Origin of the sequence: Chitinophaga sp. GbtcB8 (genome assembly GCF_019091455.1) — a bacterium.
Classification (GTDB): Bacteria; Bacteroidota; Bacteroidia; order Chitinophagales; family Chitinophagaceae; genus Chitinophaga.
In genome coordinates this window covers 96,037-118,007 of the sequence record NZ_JAGXJN010000026.1, presented here as the reverse complement: position 1 = coordinate 118,007, position 21,971 = coordinate 96,037, and the positions used below count along the sequence as shown (strand labels likewise).

Sequence of the window (21,971 nt, the reverse complement as noted above, 5' to 3'; positions counted from 1 at the left end):
CTTGAGTCCGGTAAAATATCGAACTCAAGCCGCCTAAATCTTTAAAAGCCGTCCAAACTTTTGGGTGCACTACAGGATAGGCACTGGCTTTTCTATAGCTTTTTCTACTTGTCTTTACTGCTTAATGATCTTCGTCCTGCTCACTTCATTTACTCCATTCTTAATCCTCATAATATAAACGCCTGCAGGCAATGCAGAAATATCAAGCTGCGTGTTAACCTCGCTCATTTCACGGCGCAATACCAGGCGGCCGTTCACATCAAACATGCTCACTTCTGATTTTCCTTTGTAACCTGAAAGGTTAATGTTTACCAGATCCCTGGCAGGATTCGGGAATACAACCATTTTTGGTGCATCGCCGGTAATAGGTTCATCTCCGCGGCTTGCAGTACCTAATTGTACCCGTAATGTATAACAGGTGGTAGCACTATTGGCCCCATTGTAACCATATACCTGTGCATAATAAGTGCCCGGGTTAACGGTTCTGCTAATGGTTTCATTGCTGGTGCCGCCTGCCTGTGAAATAGCAACCTGTGTGCCTGCGCTGTTCAGCAGCTTCAGGTCGTAATCGCCAGGCAGGGTCCTTAATGTAATCGTAATAGTACCACGGGTGGTGATCACAAATTTATAATTATCAACATCACCACTTGGGCTGATAAGACCCGTAACATCCGTATTAAACGGAATGGTTGCAGCACCGGAAATAGTTCCATTGGTTGAATTATCCAATGGATTTGCACAACCTGATGAGGTTAAGGTAGTGAATTGCGCAGTAGCATAAGTGCTATTGCCGCCTGAACAATTTGTTCTTACTCGCCAGTCATATAATGTGATGGAGGTTAATCCGCTTAAATTAACTGATGTGGAGGCGGTTCCGGTTGTGGCATTGATCCAGGTAGCAGATGAATTAGGCTTATAATCTACATCATAGCTCAGGGCGCCGCTTACGGATGTCCAGCTAACAGTAGCTCCCGTAGCGGTTACAGCGGAACTGGTTAAACCAGTGGGCGGGTTGCAGGTACCTGTGCCTGTAGTAGTGAATTGTGCAGCTGAATAGGAGCTGCTGCCGCTGGCGCAATTAGTTCTTACCCTGTAATCATAAGTAGTTCCTGAGGTAAGACCTGTTAAGCCCAGAGAAACAGCCATTGTTCCTGTTGCAGCATTCACCCAGGTAGCAGAGGAGGTAGCTTTATAATCCACATCATAGGATACTGCGCCGCTTACTGCGGTCCATCCTACGGTAGCCGATGTAGTGGTAATGGCAGAAGCAATTAACCCCGATGGAGCAGCACAGCCGGAACCGGATGTAATAGTGAAGTTGGTATTTGAAATATCAAAGAAAATATTTCCTACCGCTTCTACTTTTATTCTTGCGGTGGTAGTGGGTGTATTCGGAACCGTTACCACCTCACTGCCATCATTCGGTGTGCTGGCCACTAATGTGCTGAATGTGGTGCCTCCGTCTGTAGAGATGGATATTTTTACATTGGCGCAGCTAACCGGTGATGCGGTTGTATTGGCTACACTCCAGGTTACTGTTTGTGATGAATTGCCGGCCCATGATACAGCCGTATTAGGCGCCGTCACGGAAAAAGGCCCGGATGAATTGGTAACCGTTACCGTCATATCCGCAAAATTGGTTTGCCCGATGCTTACCGGTGCAGTGGAACTATAAGGAGCATTATCCCTTACCGTTAAGCGGAAGCTCAAGGTTCTTGAAACAGAGCTCAATGCTTCTGTATTAGCGCCTGCATCCCCGCCTGTCAATGGGCCGGACACTAAACCGCCTGCAAGAATAGTAGACATTTTGGGGAAATATCTTGTTGGCGATGTGGCAGGGGTAAATGAGATCCAGTTGGGGCCCGTTGCTTTGGTAGCGCTGGCCACACTGGCAGCCCCTGTTTGTGAGGATGAAGCGCTGTTATTTTGTTCCCAGCAATAAGTCAGCACATCGCTGGCATTAGCATCAGTAGCAGAACCGGTCAATGCAAACGGGGTGCTGATAGGAATAGTAAAATTGCCGCCGGCATTTACAGCAGGTGTTGCATTATTACCGGCTAAACTGGTGGTTATGGGGCAGGTTTTACTGGAAAGATTAGCCTGGATCTGTGCAATGGAAGCGGCATGATAAATATCAATAGAATGTGGAGCAAGATCCTGACTGGTAATACCGGCATAACCCATAATAGTGATCCCTGATCCAGGTTCCACATTAACGCCGGTACCTTCATTGCTCATGGAAAAAGTATGGTTAGCGCCCAGCTGGTGCCCTACTTCATGCACTACATAATCGATATCGAAATTATCTCCCTGCGGAATAGCATCAGCAGGAGAAGTAAAGCCGCTTCCTTTTGAATTGTCAACACAAATACAACCTATACAACCGGCATTACCGCCACCGCCGGATGCACCGAACAGGTGGCCAATATCATAGTTCGCGGCACCGATCACAGAGGTCAGTGTGTTTTGCAGCTGGCTGTTCCAGGCTCCGCCGGCGCCACTGCTGGCCGCGGAATAGGGATCTGTTGAAGCATTGTAATAAAATACATTGGTAGTTGCTGCAATCAGGTTAAGATGGATAGCCAGATCCTTTTCATAAACACCATTGCAGCGGGTAAGTGTAGCATTAACAGCTGCCAGCACCAATGCAACCTGTGAAGCGCTGGTAGCGCCAAAATAATTGGAGTATTCAGCAGTAACGGATTGAGCCAGCCGCAATGTTTTCATATCGCCGGTTGACCTGGCAGCAACGTTAGATACTTTGCGGGCTATATCATCTGACAATTTTTGGTCCGGGGTAGAACATTTCCAGGGTAAGGTCTTCGGCCGTTTTTTGAATACCGTGTAAACGGTATGGTCGGCAGAATAAGGTTCAATAAATTCTGTTTCCTTTTCTGTACGAAAAACGGTTGTTTGGATCCCCTGCGGAGAAATGCTCAGCTTTAATGTGGCATATTTATCAGTGATACCTTTCCCTGAAAAAGCTCTTATTTCAGGGAATTGCGCCTGTAATGCAGGCTCGAAATTGGAAGCTTCTACAATTTCAAATTGTTCAATTTGCCCGTCTGCGTTAGGCAAAGAGATAATGGTTGCATGTGCGGATGCATTACGGACCGTTTTGAATACCTCATTCCGGAAAGGAGTAAAATTCAGATCAAATAACTGGAACTCGGCCGGAAATGCAAGCCGCGCTACTGCTTTGTCAGTAGTGATCCTGGCGGCATCGGTATGGGGCCTCCAATAATCCTGGGCAAACGATATTGTGCTGCATAGTAATGCTGCTGCGAAGAGTAGAACTTTTCTCATGAGAAGATAGGGTTTTAGGGTAAAAAAATGCTCTCTACATAAATCTAGCTTAATTCACTGCGGTAGGATTGCATTGGATTGCTCTGTTGGGGAACCTTTATCCTGGCTGATCTATATATTAATTAATTGATAAACAGTGCATTGCAAGCTCCTACGATCCGCGCAGGATCTTTTCCATCTTCCGGCCCTTCGCCAGCTCGTCCACCAGCTTATCCAAATACCTGGCCTGCTGCGTCAAAGGATTTTCGATCTCCTCTACACGATACCCACAGATTACACCCGTGATGAGCTTCGCATTGGGGTTTAGAGAAGCGCGCTGGAAAAAGGTTTCAAAAGTTACCTTTTCGTTTATCAGCTCCTGCAGCTGCTTATTATCGAAGCCCGTTAACCATTCTATAACCTGGTGTAATTCATCTTTTGTTCTGCCTTTCCTCTCTATCTTTGCGAGATACAAAGGATAGACCGAGGCAAAAGTCATTTTTGCGATACGCTGATCTTGTGTATTGGAGCTGTTCATACCTTATATTTTAGCGCTGGCGCCCTGGCGTATTCCGGGATGAAAATATTATGATTTTATTAGCAATATTAATAAAAAGGATGGTTATCTTCATACAATGATACGGGCAATCATTTTTACCGCAATTTTAATGTCGGCTATGGCTGCAAAGGCACAGTCTCCTTTATATTACGGCACTCAGAACAACACGCAATCCGCCTTCAGAAATCCTGAGCAGGCAACTGATACCAGCTACCTTAGAAAAAAATGGTTTATCACAAAATATGCCGGCATTTCCACCGGTTTTGTTGGATTTAAAGGAGGTAGCAGCAGCTACCTGTCGGCTCCCCTGGAATTGCTGGTTAACCGGCAGCTTACCAATAACGTATTTGCTTTCGGAGGTGTTTCGGTGACGCCTTCTCTTTTACAATACAATGGTGGCGCATTCTATCAACCCGGGATTGACAAGAACTATGGCTTCATGCGGACTAACAACAATTTCAGTATTAACCCTGCTGCCAGAATAGGCGTAATGTATATCAGCAACGACAGAACATTTTCCATTTCAGGCAGCGTTAGTGTAAGCAGAAGCAGCTATTACGGCTATTCGCCTATTTATGCTCCGGCTAATTCTCATGTGTGGTAAAAGTGGTCTTACAAACTAATGACCAGCTGCTTACTTATACCTCTGCTACTTCTATGTAACAATCATCTTCATCTACTTCAAAGTCACCCTCTTTCATTTGCTTCAATGTAATGATCTGCTGCTTAGTTGTGGGATAAATGAAACCAAAGCGGCCAGGGGCAACAGTCACTTTTACCGGCATCTTAAACCCGGATACATCTGCCAGCCAGCGGTACGTTAGCTGCAGATTACTTCCTTTTTCTTTCAGGGATATTTCCAGCTTCGGCAGGCTGGTGTATTTCAGATACTGATCAAAGAACCAGCTGTAATTTTTACCCATACGCATAGAGATGTAGCTTACCAATTCATCAGCCGAAAGTGTCTGGTAAAGGAAATGCTGCTGTATATCCTTTAACAGCGTAAACCATAATGTATCGTTATCCAGCATAAAGCGGAAAGTGTTCAACATCAGGCTCCCTTTGGTGTACATATCCCCGATATCGTAGTGTATATGATTTACATTATAAACACCGCTTACAGGCTCGCGGTTATTTACCTGTTCTTTCTGAGTATTCAGATACGCTACACCCATGGCTTTACCCTCGCTGCATTCCACCATAATGCTTTCCGCATAGGTGGCAAATGCCTCATGGATCCACATATCGGCAATATCTTTACAGCTGATCGCATTTCCCCACCATTCGTGTGCACATTCATGCCAGATCATAGGCGCAAAGTCCAGGCGCATGCCCTCTTTGATCTTTCCCATGCATACACCGCTCTGGTGCTCCATTGGATAAGGGCTTTCAAGCAGGGTGAAACCATCACGGGGAAACGGATATTTTCCAAAGTGTTGTTCAAAACAGGCCAGCATAGGCTTTACCTGCGCAAACATAGTTCTGGCCCGTTCTAAATGATAGGGCATTACATAATAGTCCAGTGTCAATGTATCTTGTCCGCTGATATAGGCATCTTTAAAAGAAGCGTATTTACCTATACAAAAGGTAGCGTTATAATTATTGATGGGGTAAGTCACCAACCATTCATACCGGGTTTTATTAACACCTGCAGGCGTTTTCCGCTGCAAACGGCCATTGGATATTTCTGTGTAGCCGTTGGGTATAGTGATCCAGATCCGCATGCTGTCCGGTTCATCAGACAAATGATCTTTATTGGGCCACCATAAGCTGGCGCCGGAGCCCTGGCATACTACCTGTACCCAGGGATTACCTTCCTCGTCCTTGTCCCATAGTATGCCGCCATGCATAGGGATCTTAAGGTCAGGCACCTGCGGTACCCCATCGTAATACACAATGATCGTTTCTTCATTGCCGGCAGGCAATGTAAGCGGGAACTTCACAAAAACAGCATCCTCCTCCCGGGTAAATGACAGGGGCTGATCCCTATACAGGATCTTTTTGATGCGCATATTGGCGTACAGGTCTATCTGCATCAGGTTGAACGGGGCCAATACTTTAAAACGGATCTTATTACTGCCCTCAACGGAACGGCTCTCCAGGTTCACATCCACATCCAGGTGATAAAAACTAACATCGTAACAGGTACGAAGCGGCGATAACATACCGCGCAGCGTATCTGCCCGGGTAAAGCCGTTCTGACGGTTAGAAATATGCGCTGCTTTGCCGGAAGGCGGGGCAGCTTCCTTCTTTTGTTTTACTGAATCCTGCAGTACCGGCAGCAGAATGTTATAGTTTTCCCAGAAAGCGGGATCATAGTCATTGCCGATCTCATAGTTCATGGATGACTTATCGTTACTAACCCCCGTAACAAAGCGTTGCAAACTATCTTTTCTCACATCGGTGACCAGCAGATAAAAATCACCGGACCATGGAACATCCTTCATTCCCCGCTTACTGCTGTTCAGCACCAGCTCCCAGTGACGCTGTACGGTACTCAGGTAAGTTTTATTATTGTATTGCTTGTAGGTGACCACCATCGAGATCTTTGTAAAATCGAAGCTGGCCTTTACTACCTTAGACATGATCATATAATTGATACCGCCTTTCCCATGGTTGTTCAGATAGTCATTCCCGGCCGGGGTTGTCTCCATCTCACACCTTACCAGTGCCATGTTAGCTTCGTCAATATAGATCTTTGCCCGTACCAGCCCTTTGCGGTTATCTTCTTTGGGCTCCAGGTATAACACCAGGAGATTGCGGTCGCCTTCGCGGATCGTTTCCTTATAGTCACAGGTATAATAGCGGAAATTACGTTCATTCAGTATATTTCTCTTTGCGTCAAGGTTTTTCTGCAGGTCTTCGTTCAGGGAGGAGTAAGCCGTATTCGTAATATTACTGATCCAGGCATACAGCTGCGGATCTTTACTCCAGTCCACCTTCTTTTTACGGCCTTTGATAATGCGTATCTGATCTTTATGATCCCGGCCGGTATGATAGGTTTTGTAAATATCCAGCACCGATTCATTGAAATTCAGCGTATCTGCAGCCAGGCGTATATTTTCCTTGTAAAAGGCGGTCAGCCGTACATCGGCGGTATCATAATTATCCGGTATGCTGCGGATCATTTGCCTCAGGATCCCGAAACCATTGCGCACATTTACCGATACGGCCGGAAGCTGATAAACAGCCGGCTCCAAACGGATATCCATATCCTGTAAGCTGGCCTGAGGCAGGGGCATGGTAACAGACTGGTAACCGATGCAGGAGATCAGCAGGGTGTCCTGCCAGAATTTTTCGGTTATTTTAAAAATGAACTCCCCCGCTGTATTGGCAGCCGTACCAATGCTGCCGTTGGCTAACTGGATATTGGCATAAATAATGGGTTGATGACTCCCGGCATCAGTTATCCTGCCGGAAAGCGTTATGAATTTTTGCTGGGCAACAACCTGGTTACCGGTCAAAACCAATAATAACAAACAAAGACGCAAATAATGTTTCATCTCCTTTTTTCGGGTAAAGCAAGGTATTTCAGGCTGTTATATCTACTCAAATCCGGAATTGAATAACATTTTCCTACTCATTTTCCGGTTTTGGCTGCTTTTCCAGGTGCAGGGTCATATATTCCCTGGGCGACATACCGGTATGGCTCCGGAAAGCGCGTTGGAAAGTTGCCTGCGAATTAAAACCGGCATCAAAAGCCATGGCCAGGATAGTCATATTGTCCTGCCGGAGCTCCCGGATATTTTGCTTGAATGCCTCCACCCGGTAGCCGTTCACAAATTCATTGAAGCTTTTTTGCAAGTGCTGGTTCAGGATCAATGAAATGGTTTTCTGGGGCAAGCCGGTATGCCTGGATAACAAGGCCAGGTTAAGCTCAGGATCCAGGTACAGGCGGTCCTGCTCCATAGCTTTTTTCAGTAAGGGTTCCGCTTCTTCTATCAGCTTTCCGGACGGAGGCGTTACAACTTTCTTTGCCACCGGAGCTTCCGCCGGCGCCATCATATAACCTTTTATACCCAGACAGTAGATCAGGACTACCAGGGGAATATATACCGGGTACCAGTCTACCGTATTCAGCACCTTATCCGTTAGGGATGGTATCACATAAGGCACCAGGTATACAAACCATATGACCTGGAAAACAAGGAAAAGACGGATAAACTGGCGCATCCACTGGTAGTAAGGATCCTTCCCCGTGCTTACCGTGGCAAGGTACCTGGCGGAGAGCCAGAGATATATGGTAATAGAGCCCCAGCGGGGAATATCGGCATATACATTATAGTTGTCAATAAAACGCCCCAGGAAACCGGGGTCCGGTATTGAAAAGTCTAACAACGCCGCTGCAAAATATATTATGATGCTGAGCTGGGGGCCGCAATCTATTATCACCGGTAAAAAATGTAAGCGCTCCTTCCGGGTGATCCTGAAGCCGGGATCTATAGTGCTTTTGACATAGAAATATAACAGCGGCCCAAGGGGCATAATAATAACCAGCGGGATGAGATTGCCCAGCAGGTTCAGAATGGGGTTATCCGTGAACTGTGGCGATTCAAAAAGGTATAGGTTCAGACAAGCCAGCGCTATGAGTAATATCAGGGTGCCCAGTAAGCGGTTGGGACGGGATCGTTTCTTTGAAAAGAAGAGCAGCATGCTCATAATAACACCCTGCAAAAACCCCAACAGGATCAGAATGTGAAAAAATTCAGCAAAGGTCATAGCCGCGGATTTGGGTTTTAAAGATAGGAATTATTGTAGCAATGAAACTAACATGACCGGCTATGAGGCATAAGCGAAAGCAGTTAATTACAGGTATTAATAAAGACCTTACATAATAAAAGGCTGTATCGGGGATCCTGATACAGCCTTTTTACGTTACCACCGGATTAACTCCCTTACAGACGCACGGTTAATCTTTTTCCCTTATAACGAACAGTAGTATTAAATTTCCCGGAAGGCTCCATCCCCACGCCATGATGGGTGTCTACCACAACAATATTGAATTTCCGGTCGTTTAACATACCCGGAAAGCTTCCTTTAACATCGTCTATTGAAAGTATTCTGGTCTGATCATTCCACTGAAAATGGATCTCGGAATAACTTCCTTTTTCGTAATCATAGCCATCTCCTTCATCTTCATACAACGTAAAGGTTGCATCCGCACCAGGATAAATACGCAATTCAAGGTTATCCCATTTCTTCTCTGCAGCGTATTGTACTTTGGGGCCCCACGGAATAATGGAACCTGCTTTTACAAATAAGGGGATCCTGTCTATCGGAGCGGCTTGCGCTATCGATACTCCGCCTGCTATTGGCCCGCCGTCCCAGAAGTTATACCATAAGGTGCCAGCCGGAAGATAGACTGATCTGTTTTGCGCATGGCTTTCTGTTACGGGCGCTACCAGGAAAGATTGGCCGAACATATACTCATTGCCTATATCCCAAACCTTTTTATCTGAAGCAAAATCCATTGCCAGTGAACGCATGATGGAACCAGCTTTTGAAGTCACGCCCCAGGCAGTTGAATAAAGATAGGGCAACAGCTGGTATCGGAGATTAATGAATTTCTCCTGTACATCAAAGGCCCATTCACCACGATTTCCGAACTGGTAGATCTCACGCGGGATATCTGTGCCATGCGAGCGCATCATAGGGGTAAATGTGGCGAACTGCATCCACCGTGTATATAGTTCCTGGAATGCCGGATTTCTGGCGCCGCCGCCCTTTACGAAACTACCGGCAAAAAAACCGCCAATGTCTGCATTCCAGTACGGTATGCCGCAAAGTGAAAAATTCAGGGCCGCAGGGATCTGTTTAGTCAGCGTTTCCCAGTTTGAGCCCACATCACCACTCCAGGTATTGGCAGCATATCGTTGCTGGCCGGCAAATGCCGAACGGGTAAGAATAGACACCCGCTTTTTATCTGTGGTTTGCCGCTGATGATCATATACTCCGCCAACGTGCTGTAACGGAAATGCGTTACGTACACTTCTGAAACTGCCCAGATAAGTAGGCTTATCAAAATCCCGCTCTTTCAGATTTACGTGATCCGGTTCGGATGAATCAAGCCACCAGGCATCTGTATTCAAAGAAAAAATACCCTTATTTAAATAGCGCCAGTAAATATCTCTTGCCTGGGGGTTATAGACATCATACGGTGTGGTACCACTTGCAGGCGGCCAGGTTTCAAAATGGATCAGCATATTTTTTTGCTTCAGCTCCTCATACTGCTTCGTCAATGGCCCGAAGCCAGGCCATGCCACAATAAATAAATGCGCATGCAATTGGTGAACGCTATCCACCATACCCTTCGGATCAGGAAAAGTATTTGGATCAAAGCTCATGGCATTCCAGTTACTGTCCCTCCCCCAGTATTGCCAGTCTTGCACAATACCATCCAACGGCACTTTCAGGCTACGATATTGCCTGACAACATCTACCAGCTCATACTGCGTTTTATAACGCTCACGCGATTGATTGAAACCATATACCCATAAAGGCATCAATGGAGCCTGCCCGGTTAATCCGCGCATTTGAGCAACAACGCCTTCTGCATTACCTCCATATAAAAAATAATAATCGGCGCAGTCACCTGCTTCCGAATCAAAGGATGTTTCCTGCAGGTTATCCGTAAAAGTAGTAGGCGAATAATTATCCCAAAAAACGCCATATCCCTTTACAGATTGAAAGAAGGGGATACAGACTTTCATATTGTCCTGCCGTAAATAAACCCGCTGACCGCGCTGGCTCATTTTACCATTTTGCTGCTGGCCTAATCCATAAATTGCCTCATCATTATCTAATACAAAGGCTTGTCTTACAATAAAACTTGGCTTATTTGCATCCTTCACAGGAGTAAACTGCACTCCATAATCTTTTTCACTGAATAGTTTCCCGCCCTGAGTATTACTAAAGCATATCCTGCCCGTATTCAACACGACGCTAACTACAACCGAGTCTGTGCGCAAAAACAGCGTATCTCCTTTTTGTAAAACCACTGGCCGGATGTTCTCCGGCATTTTAATAACGGAAAGGCTTTTCTTTATAACAGTAGCACCAGCTGGAAATTTCACTACTCTTACAATAGCAGGGCTAAAAAAATTGATCTCTACGTGAACATCCTTCACGACCACCTCAATACCATTATCCTTTTCTTTGAATACCTGGCTTTGCACCTCACCCAAAAAAAGAAAAAGGCAGGAAACAAGAGATACGATTCTGTTTATCATAACGGTTTATTAAAGTTCAGGACCTATGAAAAAAATAAAAAAACAGAGGGCTAAATGGATACGCTCAAAACGCCCATAACGTGTCAATAGGAACAACCACAGTTTTTATTGTCAATTTGACAAATATAAGCTGAACAATTCTAATTTTAAATAAAATTCCCACCTGATTGTACCTATAATCCATCAACGTACCTAACGAGTGTCCGTCCTCAAAAATATCAGGCGGGTTGTCCGGAAGCGGACATCATAATGCCGGAAACGGACATATTCATTTAGCAGCCGTGTTATAAATAATTAAAAATGAGTGCTTTATTATTTTTGTACTGTTTTTGCGACATGCACCCGCAACAATCCCCTCCTGTATGCTAAAGAACTACCTTAAAACCGCTTTCCGGAGTCTGTGGCGCAACAAGCGCTATGCATTTCTCAACATCACCGGCCTTACCCTGGGCATCACTGTTTGCCTGGTGATCTATGTGATCATTCAATACGAGCAAAGCTTCGATATGTTCCATACGAAGAAAGACCGCATCTATAGAGTGCTTACGGTAATGCCCGAAGAAAGTGGCAAGATCAACTACACGCAGGCGGTGCCTTTTCCGGTGCCCACTGCGCTGCAAAACGATTTCCCCGGGTTAGAGGTAACCGGTATTCTGCAAATGGGTAAAAGACTGGTAACACTGGAAGATAAGCATGGCAACATTCAGAAGAAATTCAAGCCACTGGTATATTACCTGCAACCCTCCTTCTTTGATATATTTGATTACAAGTGGCTGGCAGGTAATAAAGCCACCGCGCTAAACGATCCTAGTTCCACTGTGCTGGCACGTTCCACTGCAGAAAAATATTTTGGCGACTGGCACAAGGCCATGGGGCAGGTCATCAGGCTTGACCAACAGTTCAATCTAACGGTAACAGGTATACTGGATGATCCGCCTAAGAACACAGAGTTCCAGTTTGATATGGTGGCAACTTATGCCATGCTTAAAATAAACGAGATAAAGGATTGGGTAACGATAGACGACGTTCATAATTGTTATGTGCTGCTGCGCCCGGGGCAGGATGAGGCAAAGATCAACAAGCAGTTGATCGCCTTCTCAAAAAAATACAAAGATCCGAAGAACAAGAACACGCATATGCTGCAGTCACTGGCCGGCGTGCATTCAGATAAACGCACGTCGAACTTTATTGGCCGTGTGGCATCACCCGAAAGGATACGGATGCTGTGGATGATCGCCGCATTTATTTTGCTCATTGCCTGCGTGAACTTCGTTAACCTGGCCACCGCACAGGCGGTGAACCGTACCCGTGAGATCGGGGTGCGTAAAGTATTAGGCAGTAACCGCTGGCAGCTGAAAATACAATTCCTGTCTGAAACCGCTATGCTGGTGCTGACCTCTCTCCTGCTGGCCGTGGTATTGGCATTATGTGTGCTTCCGTTCATCAGCAGGGTAATGGACCTGCCATTGGGACCAGGTATGCTGGCTGCCTACAACGTATATGCATTACTGTTTGCCATCTTCCTGGCCGTTACCTTTCTGGCAGGCTTCTACCCTTCCATCATTGTGTCGGCATTCAATCCCATTAATGCACTGAAGAGCAAGATAGCAGCCAGCAAAAAGACCGGCGGCGTTTCCCTGCGCCGTAGCCTGGTGGTTTTCCAGTTCATTATTGCACAGGCATTGATCATTGGTACGCTCATCATCCTGCAGCAAATGAATTATTTTAACAAGCAATCCATGGGTTTTACCCGCGATGCTATTGTGAATGTACCTTTCCGTAACGACAGCGCAGGCAATGCAAAGATCGCTTACCTCCGGGACCAGCTGCAGCAGATCAAAGGCATACAGGAGCTGAGCTTTTCCAACGCAGCGCCTTCCAATGATGGTAACTGGTGGACAGGTTTTAAATTTGATCACCAGGCGGAGGAAACCAAATTTCCATCCATCACGCGCTGGGTGGATTATAACTATCTCAACACCTACGATATCAAACTCGTAGCAGGCCGCAACCTCACCCGTACAGATTCTGTACGCGAGTTCCTGGTGAATGAAACCCTGGTGCAAAAACTAGGTTTGAAACCAGCGGACGTGCTCAATAAAGATATAGATGTATGGAACGGTCAGATCAAAGGCCCGATTGTAGGAGTGGTGAGGGATTTTGCTGCCGGTACGCTGAAAGAGGCCATAGCGCCCGTATTCATGAGCAACATAAAACGGCGTTTCAACAGCGTGGGCGTAAGACTGGCCGCCGGTGCTGACGCACAGGCTTCGCTAAAAGCTATTGAAAAGCTCTGGAACGCGAACTTCCCCGAACAGATCTTCGAATACCAGTTCCTGGACCAGCGGATAGCGGAATATTATAAGGAAGAACGCCAGCTGGCGCATTTGTACGAGATCTTTGCAGGCATAGCCATATTCCTCAGCTGCCTGGGCTTATACGGCCTGGCATCGTTCATGGCGGTACAGCGTGTAAAGGAAGTAGGTGTGCGCAAAGTGCTGGGAGCAACGCCGGCTCATATCGTATACCTTTTTTCAAAGGAGTTTATCCTGCTCATAGGTATTGCGTTTGTAATAGCAGCCCCGCTGGTATGGTATTTCATGCATAACTGGCTCAATAATTTCGTGAACCGGGTAGATATTAACTGGGGAGTGTTTGTGGCCGGAGGTGCAGCGGCACTGGTGATAGCGCTGATAACCGTCAGCTCGCAAGCCATCAGGGCGGCCATGATGAACCCTGTAAACAGTTTAAAAGCAGATTGATAAATATCAGAAGGCATTGCAACGGGCTGCAGGAGTTCCTGCAGCCCGTTTTTATATGTGGCAGCTGCATTGCACATTGCTACCATATGACTATTGGAACCAGCATGTAATAATTTGCGTTTGCAAAATTTATTGTATATTCTCAAAGCAATTAAACCACGGTTCAGTGAGTTAAAACCCAGTCCCGTTTGTTTATCAACCTTTTGCAAAACCATTAAACCACGTCTATCGGCCATGAAAACCTTTGCCGCTGTATTTGCCAGGCCCGCATTCAACCCTTTTAGCTAATAAAATTCATGTTACTTCCTTAAAAAACCATATTAATTATGAGAATTAATTCTACACTTCTGTCTGTACTCTTCCTGCTGATCATCGTATTAGTAAGTGAATCTACCTCCGCCCAATCAGGCATTTATGTTGGCGGGCATTTCCGTAGAGAAAGAACGCATACCGTAGCTGACTTAAAAGCGTCCGGGTTTACCTACGTTATTCTATTTGACATCACGGTTCAGGCGAATGGCGACCTGACCACTGATGGGCAAACTATCTGCTCAAACGGAACTTACGTTTTTGGTTCCACCAATCCTAACTATATTGCTGATGTAACTGCCCTGAAAACCGGCGTCACGTCTATCAACAGGGTAGAATCGTGCATTGGCGGCTGGGGCAGCCACTCTTACACGAATATTAAAAACCTGGTTAATAGCCAGGGCACAAATACTGCGAGTATCCTTTACCGTAATTTTAAAGCCCTGAAAACAGCTATACCATCCATAGATGCAATCAATAACGACGATGAAGAAGCCTATGACGCTAATTCTGCTACAGCTTTCCATATTATGCTGGCTGACATTGGATATAAAACTACGCTTGCCCCTTATATGAACAAGCCATACTGGCAAAGCTTAGCTACCAATGTTAACAACCAGCGCAGCGGAGCCGTTGATAAGATCTATTTACAGTGGTATGAGGGAGGAGCCGGCAACAATCCATGTGATTGGAACATTAACAATATTGAAATGCATACAGGTGATCTGAATTATGAGAATGCAAATACAGTGATCGACAAAATGACCAGGGCTAAAAATAATTGTAACTCCAAAGGAGGATTTTACTGGGTATATAATGACAACAATATTAATCTTCAGGAGCTGGCAAACAGGGTGAACACCATCTTTGGCATACGCACCAAAAATCAGAAAGAAGTTGCAAATTTTTACAACGACTGTGATTTTAAAGGTTTTGCTAATGGATTAGAAGCAGGCGACTACGATCTAAGCAGGCTGCAGTCCTTAGGCATAGCAAACGACCTGTTATCAAGTTTGACGATAGCAGAAGGATTTCAGGTAACGCTTTATGACGACGCAAATTTCAGTGGCAATTCTAAAACATATAGCGGGAATGTAAGCTGCCTTGTTGCAGATGGATTAAATGATAAAGTTTCCTCCTTACGCATACAAACAGCCGGGGTGGCCGGTTTAGCAGGCACCTATTTTATTCAAAACCGCAACAGCGGAAAATATATGGACCTGGCAGCCGAACATATTCAGGAGAATGGTGGAAATATTCAGCAGTGGGAATATGCTGGAGGCAATAATCAACAGTTCCAGCTAACGGATCTGGGTGATGGTGCATACAAGATCAGTGTAGTAGCCAGTGGCAAATCAGTAGACGTATCAGGTGTGAGTAAAGATGAGGGAGCAAATGTACATCAATGGGATTATGTAAGCGGCTTTAATCAGCAATTTGTGTTGGTAGGTACAACAGATGGATACTATAAAATTATTCCTAAACATAGTGGTAAAGTAGTAGAAGTAGCAGATGCCAGTTCATCTAATGGCGCAAATGTTCGTCAGTGGGGTAATAACAACCAGTTATGCGGGCAATGGAAACTAATACGAAATGAAGCTTTAATAACATCTGTAGAAAAAAAGGCGCCCAGCACAGAGAATAAACTAATCCTTTATCCTAATCCGGCTACTCAGACCATTTACTTTTCCTCTAAAGAACTCACCGGAGCCAAAGCCGCTGTTCTAAATGTGCTTGGACATCCGGTAATAAATACAGTGGTTTCAGGTAATGGTATTGATGTATCCAGGCTTAAACCAGGCTTATACACCATTATAATCAGCAGGGATCATAAGACGATCGTTAAAAAATTCATTAAAAATTAAATTATTCTGTATTGAGGTAGATAAGTTGCTACTGGACAGGACATTCATAGTGTGGCATTTTGTTTATCTTGCAAAACTGGTGAACTATCCGGTACAACTTATCTATTATGAAAAATGAAAAAACATATGTTTTTATTCCTGGCGGATGGCACGGTGGCTGGGCTTACGATCCAATAACTAACAAACTGGAGCAGCTGGGAAAAAAATGTATTTCATTAACCTTACCAGGTCTTGAATCCCAACCCGGGATACAAAACAAGATAATAAATTTAGATACACATATCCAGTTCGTAATAGACACGCTGGTAACAGAAAATATCACGAATGTGATCTTATGCGGTCATAGCTATGCCGGATTAGTTATTACAGGAGTGGCAGATAAACTTCCGGAAAGGATCTATGCGCTTGTTTATATTGATGCTTATATACCTAAAGATGGGGATTCCTGCTGGAGTCTTACCACTGAAATGTATAGACAACGTTTTGTAACCGGAGCAGCCAATGACGGGTTCTCTGTTGAAGTTCCACCAGGGGCAGATGACCGGAGAAGACCACATCCGCTGGCAACATTCATGCAAAGCTTACATTTGAATGGAAATTATGAACAGGTTCTGAATCGTACATTCATTTTTCTCAGTGGCTGGGAACCAAGCCCTTTTGTTAAACAATATGAAAATCTCAAAAACGCTCAGGGCTGGCATGTTGAAACAATAGATTGCGTACACAATGTGATGAGAGAATGTCCGGATAAATTGGTTGATATTTTATACAGGCTTGAAGAGAAATATAGCTAAACGACGTGCATGAAGGTCTGGAGAGTATTTGTATAACCCGGTTTCTATTTGTTCGCGGGCACCACAGTAAGCTCATAGTAAGGCTTAACGATAACACGGATTACCTGCACTTCTATCTGAACTTTACTCGCTACCATTAGCAATATTTCTTTAAGGTGCTTATAGATTAAACGTTCCTTTCGCGTTCGGGAGTGGCAAAATCATAAAAGACTCTAAACAGATTGCCGTCAGGATCAGCAGCTGTGAACTCATACAAGCCCCATGGCTTTGACGCCGGAGCTGAAACAATCTTCTCCTGACTGGCACTCCAAAGCCCGAACAGCTCGTTGACCTGTTCCTTGCTGTTAAGATTGAGCCACACCAATACCGGCCCGGCATTATGGTAATGCTCCCGGAAGGCATCATTAGTGAGAAACATTCTGCAGTGCCCTTTTGAGATGCCCGCAATCCCGCCACCCTCAGCGCCCCAGTCTATGCTGAAACCAAGATTGTTCCCGTAATAGGCAATGGCCGTCTTCAGATCGCTTACCGGTATCTCCGGCACAGCGCCAGGAAATTCAAAGTTCATAGTGGTTACTTTTCAACAAAAATACGGAATGAATTAGCTGTTTACGTTGCCAGAGTACGCCATTTACAAGATAGGGCACAACCAGCACACTGGCGGGTGGATCCCTGCTAAATCATGTAAAAACAAAAAACGCCGGAGGTATTACCTCCGGCGTTTTGCCATCAATCGTGTTTTCATATATCATGCAAGCAAAGACAAAATATTAGTCTTTCAACCCGAGATATACTTTTACCGCGGCATAATCGGACCAGTTTACTGAAGCCGCTGATCTTCCCTCGGTATTGCCGGGCACGATCATGTATCGGAATTGTTGATATTTCTTACCATTGGTAGTTACAGTACTTAGGTCCGCATTGGAGTACAACGAAATCCCCTGCGCGTAAGCCGAGAACTGTATGTAAAGACCTGATGAAGCATTATAAGGCAACGGATAAATGACAGGATCACCTGCATCGTTACTATTGATGTACATTTTTACATCTGCGGTGTTCACCAGCGCCGGGGTGAGTTTAGGCACATCAATATCGGCAAAGTAGCCCACCGTATCAATACCGCCGCCTGATAAATGCACAGTATCTGGCTTAAACGGCACATCCAGCCATTCTGAATAGATCACAGTGCCAGAGGTATTATCACCTTTGGGGCCTTCCGGACCGGCTGGGCCAACAGGACCTTGCGGCCCTTGGGCGCCATCTTTACCGCAGGATATCATGAACATAACGAAAAAGAGTCCTGACAGCAGGACTAATGGGTAAATAAAATTACATCTTTTCATATCGGAGTCTTTGTTTACGGCCTGAAGGGTCAGGGGTTTTATACTAGATTTAGGGACGCCAAATTACAAATTTTTCTCACAAGTTTAAATCGTATAATACTTCATTCGCTGCAAGCAGGATTACAAATCATGAATCGGCCACACATTTTAATAAAACAAAAAAGGTCAGAGAAAATCTCCGACCTTTTAAAGTTTGTGCCCAGAACAGGAACAAAAACGTTCTGGTTTTCAATTATTTGTAAATCAATTCTGTCAAAACTCAGTCAGATTTTTGGCTGGGAAGCTATTTTTATTCGCTTTTTAACTCATCATGGCTTTGATACGTCTTTGTGCTTTCGTTGCATCTATTACAGTCTTGCTGTTCCAATCTGTGACATCCTTCAACGCCGGCACTTGCGGCCATGGAAGCGACAGTAGAACAATCTCCGCCTTTGCCGCCTCGTTAATTGTTCCCGCGCTGGCGCCGTCTCCCAGCAATTGGGCCAGCTCTTCAAAGATGCTCCCCCTGTCCTATTGGCTAAGATCACCGAGTGCCCAGCCTTGAGTAAATGGCGGGCTACCAACCGAACCCAGGTCTGGACTGCCAAAAATCTGATTCGTGGATGGCCAAGGTCGTCATTTTTATGTCTTATTTTGATTTTGAAAATGGCAGCCGCTTTGCTTATTAATTGCGTCTGTTCTTATCACAAATTTTCTACTTAAATATTTTAATCATGAAGATCTTAGTAATCGGAGGAACGGGCCTGGTAGGTAAAGGTGTATGTGAAAAACTGAAAAATACCGGCAATGAGATAGTTGTAGGAGCGCCTTCAAGCGGTATCAATATTCTAACGGGAGAAGGGCTTACAAATGCTTTAGACGGAACTGACGTTGTAATTGATCTTTCCAATTCTCAATCACCTGAAGCACAAACAGCTTTGGACTTTTTCAGGACGGCAGCCAATAATCTGATTAAGGCGGTAAAAGCCGCCGGTATCAGGCATCATTTAGTCCTTTCAATTGTTGGTACAGATCGGGCACAGCATATCGGGTATCTTAGAGCTAAAAAACACCAAGAGGATGCCGTAATCGAATCTGGCATACCATACACCATTATCCGTTCAACTCAATTTCATGAACATATAGTCACGATTATCGACGTTCAGGGGGACGGGAAGAATGTCCAGGTTTCAACAGTTGACTACCAACCTATTGCATTGGAAGACGTCGTAGATTATATAGTAAGGTTTTGCCTGGAAGAGCCCAAAAACAAGATAGTAGAAATTGCTGGACCAGACCGCGGAACGATGAGTGATTTCGTGGAAGGTTACCTGAGGGAGAAGCGATCAAATATGGTAGTAAAAGCTAACGACAATGACAAGTACATGTTCGAAGATATTCCGAGATCTTTGTTGGTGCCTTCAGGTGAATTTTTCCCAGGTAAGATCAAGTTTAGTGACTGGAGAAAAAGCCAATAACATACGTTTTCCCAAATCACATCTCGCCAAAAAGATGACACCGATCACATAGTTTATAAATACGAAAGGTCTGTTCAACGGGATTTTTTAAGGGCCTGGGCAAAAGTTTGCATTTCATTTGTATTTAACGAGGCAAAACCTAACCTGATCCCGTTGACGTCATCTTTATACTTGTGAAGGCTTCCATCATTCAGATAAATACCTTTGGTCGCCAATCTTTCGGCGAGATCGGGTATTGAATATCCGGGATCAAATAAGGTCCAAACAGCCATACCACCTTTCGGCGAGATGAACTTGCCGACGTCTCCCACAGAAGATTGAAGAAGCTCACAGAACTGATCTCGCCTCTTTTTATATACTTTCACAGATCTTCTAAGATGTCTCTGCATTTCGCCTGTTGTGAACAGATGAGCAACAGATTCTTCGAATAACACGTCGCCGCGGATATCCACCGCTTGTTTAAGCTTAGAAGCCTGCCACACGAAATCTTCGCCTCCAACTAGATATCCCAGCCTGATCGTAGGCGCCAATGTTTTGGAAATAGATCCTATGTAGAGAACATAACCACTGTGTTCTGCGCTGGCTAATGGCAATATCGGAGCGTACTCGTAATGGAAATCATAATCGTAATCATCTTCAATCACAGGAAGCTGGTAGCGTCGAATGATATCTAAGAGCTTAAACCGTCTTTCTGCGCTTAGGGTTACCGTTGTGGGGTGATGGTGGTGGGGAATGATATATAGAAGGCTCGGCCTTGATTGTTTACAGATGTTCTCTATTGCCTCGACATCGATCCCATCCTGATCTACCTTGACCTTAATAAGCTTGGCTCCCAACTGCTCAAAAAGCCTGTCTGCTAAAACATAGTTCATGTCACCAACAATAACCGAGCTGCCTGGCCGAAGGATCATACTTGCTGCTACGGAGATAGCTAATTGTGCACCATGAGTCACCAGAACCTGATCTGCGTTTATATCCAACGCTCTTGTCTTGGACAAAAACAAGGCAAGCTCGGTTCTCAACGAATTGCTTCCAAGTGAGCCTTCAGAGAGCAATTTGTTATGGGTATTCACTCTTTTTAATAGAAACCGGTATCGGTCAATGATCAAATCCAGCGGAGCAATTCTGGCATCAGGATAGCCATCGTTGATCATCAGTTGTTGAGGCTTTAGTTTCCTTGTTCCGGATTGTGGAGAAGCGATCGTCCTGTAAAACTTGTTAGGATCTTTGGCTGTTGACATGGCCAACGTATTGTCTTGGAATGGTTTTGGACTGGTAATGGGTAAATGCATGGAAACAAAATTTCCTTTTCGTTTTATAGCTTCAGCCCAACCTTGAGCCTGTAATTCTTCGTATGCAGCGACAACCGTTGTTCGATTTAATTTCAGCATGGACGCCATATCTCTACTCGCCGGCAACTGATAGCCTGACTTAAGTTGTCCTTTCTTGATTAAATCAATCAGGGCATTTGCGAGTTGGGTGAATATAGGAATTGTAGATTGTCGATCAATTGCGATAAGCGTGCTGAATGGTAATGTTTGGACTGTCATGTGTAAGATCCTACGTATTTAACTTTGGAAGGAACAGGATATAATTTTACGAAAAATTTTGAAGTGTTGTTATTTTATCATGAGTAACCTGTCGACGTATCAAAAACAAAGTTGAGGATTTTTTAAGCCTCGGGCAGCAACTCTTTTGAATCGTATTCGCAGGATGCATATAGGTAAATACTCCGGTGGCTATACGTTGTCCTACCGTGGCGTTACTATGACTTTCATTTTCTTTTTTGTGTGCCAAATGATGTGCCACGTAAGTGCAAGCTTGTGTGCCCACAAAAACGGGAATAAGTGATTGAAAACAAACAAAAACGGATCAAGTTGAAAAGTTGGGGGATTATAAGTTTAAGCATACAATTTAGCTAACCTGAACAAGAAGAATTCTACATCCCGTACTCCTCTCATAGTATTTCTGAAGGCTTTTATCTTAGAATTGAATGATTCAGCCGCTGCATTTGTAGCTCTGTTATTGAAGAAGTTCAGGATCCTCAAATAGTGGGTCTGAATAGTCCTGGCAAGGGTTTTAAAAGATGCAAGGCCTGCCTCTTCCACATCATTATACCATAACGCCAGTTTCTTGAATGCCTGTTCTTTGCTGGTGCAGGTCCGATAGACTTCTCCCAGTCTCAAGGACAACTGATAGGCTTTCTGAATAATGGGATAACGGTTAAACAATAGCTCACCTCTCTGTTGCTGCTCTCTTGTCCACAGCCTGGGATGTTTGAATAATAAGTATCTGCTACGTGCCAGTAATTGCTTTAATGTATCTCCATTTGGTAACACTTCAGGATGATAGCTTTGTTGTTGTTTAC

Annotated in this window: 15 protein-coding genes; 5 read left to right on the top strand and 10 right to left on the bottom strand. The window is 44.8% G+C overall.

Annotated features, from left to right (window positions below; all coding sequences use genetic code 11):
• Positions 1-114: 114 nt before the first annotated feature.
• Both KVT36_RS21275 and KVT36_RS21270 read right to left on the bottom strand, forming a co-directional pair.
• Positions 115-3,306, bottom strand: a complete 3,192-nt coding sequence (locus tag KVT36_RS21275) for a reprolysin-like metallopeptidase (RefSeq protein WP_217605459.1) — start codon at positions 3,304-3,306, stop codon at positions 115-117.
• Positions 3,307-3,457: 151 nt separating this feature from the next.
• A complete protein-coding gene (locus KVT36_RS21270) occupies positions 3,458-3,823 on the bottom strand; it encodes a DUF2200 domain-containing protein (RefSeq protein ID WP_217605458.1) in 366 nt (121 codons plus the stop codon).
• Between the two features lie 139 nt (positions 3,824-3,962).
• On the opposite strand from KVT36_RS21270, the gene KVT36_RS21265 reads away from it, so the two are divergent.
• Positions 3,963-4,448 (top strand): hypothetical protein, encoded by a 486-nt coding sequence (locus KVT36_RS21265; protein ID WP_217605457.1) that lies wholly within the window; start codon positions 3,963-3,965, stop codon positions 4,446-4,448.
• A 34-nt stretch (positions 4,449-4,482) separates the two neighbouring features.
• Here KVT36_RS21265 and KVT36_RS21260 read toward each other — a convergent pair whose 3' ends face one another.
• From KVT36_RS21260 to KVT36_RS21250, 3 genes are all read right to left on the bottom strand, one after another.
• Positions 4,483-7,347: a M1 family aminopeptidase gene (locus KVT36_RS21260; protein WP_217605456.1), complete on the bottom strand. Its 2,865-nt coding sequence runs from the start codon at positions 7,345-7,347 to the stop codon at positions 4,483-4,485.
• A 73-nt stretch (positions 7,348-7,420) separates the two neighbouring features.
• Positions 7,421-8,563: an AraC family transcriptional regulator gene (locus KVT36_RS21255; protein WP_217605455.1), complete on the bottom strand. Its 1,143-nt coding sequence runs from the start codon at positions 8,561-8,563 to the stop codon at positions 7,421-7,423.
• A gap of 176 nt (positions 8,564-8,739) precedes the next feature.
• On the bottom strand, positions 8,740-11,073 hold the full coding sequence (locus KVT36_RS21250; RefSeq protein WP_217605454.1) for a TIM-barrel domain-containing protein: 2,334 nt from the start codon (positions 11,071-11,073) through the stop codon (positions 8,740-8,742).
• A gap of 362 nt (positions 11,074-11,435) precedes the next feature.
• On the opposite strand from KVT36_RS21250, the gene KVT36_RS21245 reads away from it, so the two are divergent.
• The 3 genes from KVT36_RS21245 to KVT36_RS21235 all read left to right on the top strand — a co-directional run bounded on the left by KVT36_RS21245 (position 11,436) and on the right by KVT36_RS21235 (position 16,803).
• The gene (locus tag KVT36_RS21245; RefSeq protein ID WP_217605453.1) at positions 11,436-13,835 is read left to right on the top strand and encodes an ABC transporter permease; all 2,400 of its coding nucleotides are present in this window, start codon (positions 11,436-11,438) and stop codon (positions 13,833-13,835) included.
• 326 nt (positions 13,836-14,161) lie between these two features.
• Positions 14,162-16,009 carry an RICIN domain-containing protein gene (locus tag KVT36_RS21240; RefSeq protein WP_217605452.1) on the top strand — a complete coding sequence of 616 codons (1,848 nt, stop codon included), beginning with the start codon at positions 14,162-14,164 and terminating at the stop codon, positions 16,007-16,009.
• Between the two features lie 107 nt (positions 16,010-16,116).
• Complete coding sequence (locus tag KVT36_RS21235) at positions 16,117-16,803, top strand: alpha/beta fold hydrolase (RefSeq protein WP_217605451.1); 687 nt, start codon at positions 16,117-16,119, stop codon at positions 16,801-16,803.
• Positions 16,804-16,969: 166 nt separating this feature from the next.
• On the opposite strand, the gene KVT36_RS21230 is transcribed toward KVT36_RS21235, so the two are convergent.
• The 3 genes from KVT36_RS21230 to KVT36_RS33250 all read right to left on the bottom strand — a co-directional run bounded on the left by KVT36_RS21230 (position 16,970) and on the right by KVT36_RS33250 (position 18,632).
• The gene (locus tag KVT36_RS21230; protein ID WP_217605450.1) at positions 16,970-17,371 is read right to left on the bottom strand and encodes a VOC family protein; all 402 of its coding nucleotides are present in this window, start codon (positions 17,369-17,371) and stop codon (positions 16,970-16,972) included.
• Positions 17,372-17,573: 202 nt separating this feature from the next.
• Positions 17,574-18,146 carry a collagen-like protein gene (locus KVT36_RS21225; protein WP_217605449.1) on the bottom strand — a complete coding sequence of 191 codons (573 nt, stop codon included), beginning with the start codon at positions 18,144-18,146 and terminating at the stop codon, positions 17,574-17,576.
• A 300-nt stretch (positions 18,147-18,446) separates the two neighbouring features.
• On the bottom strand, positions 18,447-18,632 hold the full coding sequence (locus tag KVT36_RS33250; RefSeq protein ID WP_368670037.1) for a hypothetical protein: 186 nt from the start codon (positions 18,630-18,632) through the stop codon (positions 18,447-18,449).
• A 227-nt stretch (positions 18,633-18,859) separates the two neighbouring features.
• Between KVT36_RS33250 and KVT36_RS21215 the strand changes: the two genes are divergently transcribed.
• The gene (locus KVT36_RS21215) at positions 18,860-19,603 is read left to right on the top strand and encodes an SDR family oxidoreductase (RefSeq protein ID WP_209147237.1); all 744 of its coding nucleotides are present in this window, start codon (positions 18,860-18,862) and stop codon (positions 19,601-19,603) included.
• 74 nt (positions 19,604-19,677) lie between these two features.
• On the opposite strand, the gene KVT36_RS21210 is transcribed toward KVT36_RS21215, so the two are convergent.
• Complete coding sequence (locus KVT36_RS21210) at positions 19,678-21,153, bottom strand: PLP-dependent aminotransferase family protein (protein WP_217605447.1); 1,476 nt, start codon at positions 21,151-21,153, stop codon at positions 19,678-19,680.
• A gap of 351 nt (positions 21,154-21,504) precedes the next feature.
• On the bottom strand, positions 21,505-21,971 hold a 467-nt coding region (locus KVT36_RS21205), incomplete at its 5' end, for a transposase (RefSeq protein ID WP_217605446.1).

Bases quoted from the DNA above. Each gene is read 5' to 3' on its own strand.
- KVT36_RS21275 (WP_217605459.1), bottom strand. From the start codon at position 3,306: ATGAGAAAAGTTCTACTCTTCGCAGCAGCATTACTATGCAGCACAATA.
- KVT36_RS21270 (WP_217605458.1), bottom strand. From the start codon at position 3,823: ATGAACAGCTCCAATACACAAGATCAGCGTATCGCAAAAATGACTTTT.
- KVT36_RS21265 (WP_217605457.1), top strand. From the start codon at position 3,963: ATGGCTGCAAAGGCACAGTCTCCTTTATATTACGGCACTCAGAACAAC.
- KVT36_RS21260 (WP_217605456.1), bottom strand. From the start codon at position 7,347: ATGAAACATTATTTGCGTCTTTGTTTGTTATTATTGGTTTTGACCGGT.
- KVT36_RS21255 (WP_217605455.1), bottom strand. From the start codon at position 8,563: ATGACCTTTGCTGAATTTTTTCACATTCTGATCCTGTTGGGGTTTTTG.
- KVT36_RS21250 (WP_217605454.1), bottom strand. From the start codon at position 11,073: ATGATAAACAGAATCGTATCTCTTGTTTCCTGCCTTTTTCTTTTTTTG.
- KVT36_RS21245 (WP_217605453.1), top strand. From the start codon at position 11,436: ATGCTAAAGAACTACCTTAAAACCGCTTTCCGGAGTCTGTGGCGCAAC.
- KVT36_RS21240 (WP_217605452.1), top strand. From the start codon at position 14,162: ATGAGAATTAATTCTACACTTCTGTCTGTACTCTTCCTGCTGATCATC.
- KVT36_RS21235 (WP_217605451.1), top strand. From the start codon at position 16,117: ATGAAAAATGAAAAAACATATGTTTTTATTCCTGGCGGATGGCACGGT.
- KVT36_RS21230 (WP_217605450.1), bottom strand. From the start codon at position 17,371: ATGAACTTTGAATTTCCTGGCGCTGTGCCGGAGATACCGGTAAGCGAT.
- KVT36_RS21225 (WP_217605449.1), bottom strand. From the start codon at position 18,146: ATGAAAAGATGTAATTTTATTTACCCATTAGTCCTGCTGTCAGGACTC.
- KVT36_RS21215 (WP_209147237.1), top strand. From the start codon at position 18,860: ATGAAGATCTTAGTAATCGGAGGAACGGGCCTGGTAGGTAAAGGTGTA.
- KVT36_RS21210 (WP_217605447.1), bottom strand. From the start codon at position 21,153: ATGACAGTCCAAACATTACCATTCAGCACGCTTATCGCAATTGATCGA.